General features: G+C 69.0%; 4 protein-coding genes. 3 read left to right on the forward strand and 1 reads right to left on the reverse strand.

Going from position 1 to position 2,368, the window contains the following annotated elements; translation table 11 throughout:
- Positions 1-439: 439 nt before the first annotated feature.
- Positions 440-565 (forward strand): hypothetical protein, encoded by a 126-nt coding sequence (locus FMEAI12_RS39415; RefSeq protein ID WP_255565777.1) that lies wholly within the window; start codon positions 440-442, stop codon positions 563-565.
- Between the two features lie 20 nt (positions 566-585).
- On the opposite strand, the gene FMEAI12_RS34515 is transcribed toward FMEAI12_RS39415, so the two are convergent.
- A complete protein-coding gene (locus FMEAI12_RS34515; RefSeq protein ID WP_112109256.1) occupies positions 586-801 on the reverse strand; it encodes a hypothetical protein in 216 nt (71 codons plus the stop codon).
- Positions 802-1,018: 217 nt separating this feature from the next.
- Here FMEAI12_RS34515 and FMEAI12_RS34520 point away from each other — a divergent pair, with 217 nt between their 5' ends.
- A complete protein-coding gene (locus FMEAI12_RS34520) occupies positions 1,019-1,621 on the forward strand; it encodes a TetR/AcrR family transcriptional regulator (protein ID WP_112109257.1) in 603 nt (200 codons plus the stop codon).
- Between the two features lie 145 nt (positions 1,622-1,766).
- A complete protein-coding gene (locus FMEAI12_RS34525) occupies positions 1,767-2,228 on the forward strand; it encodes a hypothetical protein (protein ID WP_112109258.1) in 462 nt (153 codons plus the stop codon).
- Positions 2,229-2,368 lie beyond the last annotated feature (140 nt).

Consider the following 2,368-nt stretch of genomic DNA (forward strand, 5'->3'; position numbering starts at 1 on the left):
GGTGTCCGCCTGTGGAGATGGAGTGAGACCACCTCGCTCCTGAAGCGAGGAGGCGTCCGTTGACGAAGCAGGAACCCGGATCGCGAGGTACGGGAATCCCCGGAGTTCACACCGGGGAGGATGTCAAGCGAAGAATCCTGACCCTTTGAACGAAGAGCCATACAGGCCGCTCAACAGATCGGCGCCACGAAAAGATCGTCCGTGTGAGTGTGGACCTGGAGCTCGAGCAGTCGGCGGTGGCCGCCGCCATCGACGGCCGCTTCGCATCCGGCCCGCTGCGGGGACGAACCGTGAACTGTTCACCGGCCCCGCATCGGCGGCGGCGTCCTCGCGCGGCGGGACCCGCCCGTGGACCATCGCAGCGGTCTACCTGTTCGACGCGCAGCAGCTGCTCGACGAGCTCCGCGCCCGAGGCGTCAGGACGGGAACCGCGGCGAGCGTGCGCGCCGCGCACTGGGAGGCAGCCGAGATCTTCCCACGGGCGAACAGCGAGCTGCTGACGGTCGAGCCGGAACAAGCACGCCTGCTACGCCTGTTCGCGCCGCCGACGGACGGCCCTCGCTGACCATCGCAGGACTTACCGCCTCACCGGCCCGGCCGGAGCGGCATCGCGGCTGACGTCTGCGGGCCGGTGTGCGGCACCAGCCAAGGTGAGTCGGCCTGTGCCCGTCCGGGCTCGGGCATCACGTTCGCCGCCCCGCCCGCGATGGCCTCGACCAGCCGGATCGCCTGAAGGACAGACAGATTCAGAACGATCTCGGTGCCGGCTTCCGCCTGCAACCGCACCGATACGTCCGCCATCGTCACATGCCCTTCGTCGCGAATCTGATCGCCCCCTGTACCGAGGGGGTCATGATGACGCTACGGGGGAAGCCACGATGATGTCGGGAAAGGTGGCCAGCGGCACTGACGACCAGGCGCGTCCGGAGCCGCGGGCTCGATCCGGTCGGGATCATCCGCGAAGATGGAAGGCCGGCTGCCATCCGAGGCTGGGACTCCGCGCTCTGGAGGAAGGCGAATGACCGCGCCCCGTCGACGCCGAGCGGCGACCGTCGAGAAGGCCACTCGTCTTCTCGACGCGACCGAGGAGATCATCCTCCGGGAGGGCTACGCGGCAGTCAGCTCCCGGAGCGTGGCCGCCCGCGTCGCCATCAACGCCCCTCTCGTGCACTACTACTTCCCGACGATCGACGACCTGTTCGTGGCGGTCCTGCGGCGGCGCGCGCAGCGCACGGTGGAGCAGATGGCCGCGGCGCTGGCCTCCGCGGAGCCGTTGCGCGCCTGGTGGGAGCTCGTCTCGGATCCCCGCGGAACAGCCCTGATCGTGGAGTTCGTGGCGGCGGCGAACCACCGTCCGGTGCTGCGGGCGGAGGTCGGCAAGGTGGCCCGCGAGCTCAGGCGGATGCAGATCGAGAAACTGGCCACGATTCTCGACGAGTACGGCCTCGACGCGGACGAGTACCCACCCGCGCTCGTCGCCGCCACGATCCAGGGCCTCGCCTTCGCGGTGGTGGCGGACAAGTCGACGGGCTACGACACGGCGCACGAGGAGGCCGCGGTCGCCATGACACGCCTGGTGACCCGCCTCGAGGAGAAGCGGGCACGTCGCCCGGGTCGGTAGCACAGGACGGACCGCCGACGGGAGCTACGCACGCATCTCGCCGCTGCTGTTCGCCGCGCGCGGCGTCGTCCCTGTCGGGTACGCGGCCTTCGCGTTCGTCCTCGGCGTCACAGCCGGGCTGCTGGTCCGCCGTGCCCTTCCCGCGATGGCCGTCACCCTTGGCGTGTTCGTCGCCGTCCAGATCGCCATGCCGCTGCTGGTACGGCCGCACCTCGCCGCGCCGGTCCGATCGGACCTGGAGATCTCCGAGTCGAACTTCCAGAACGTCATCACGCCGCAGGGCGAGGGATCCCCACAGGTGATGTTGGGGACACCCCAGAGCGAGGACTGGATCCTGTCCACCCACCTCGTGGACGCGTCCGGGACCGCCGTCGACGCGATCACGCTGTCACCGTCAGGGGCCTGCGGCCAGCGCTCGGACTCGACCCCACCGGTCTTCGAGGAGTGTTTCACCGAGATCAACCAGCTCGGCTACCGACAGCAGGTGACCTATCATCCGGCCAACCGCTTCTGGCGGCTCCAGTGGTACGAGACCGGGATCTATGGCGCCCTCAGCCTCACCCTCGCCGGGCTCTCCCTCTGGTGTATCCGCCGCCGCCTGTCCTGACCCGGCAGACTGTGTAGGGTAGGCGACTGGCGCGGTGGCATCTCGCTTTAGGCACAAGGTCCGGTACCTTTGTCCGCGTGGTTTCCCCCGCGTTTTTCATCCCGACCGTCCATGGCATGCTCCGTTTCCAGCCGCCCCCC

Source organism: Parafrankia sp. Ea1.12, assembly GCF_900465275.1.
GTDB lineage: Bacteria > Actinomycetota > Actinomycetes > Frankiales > Frankiaceae > Parafrankia > Parafrankia soli.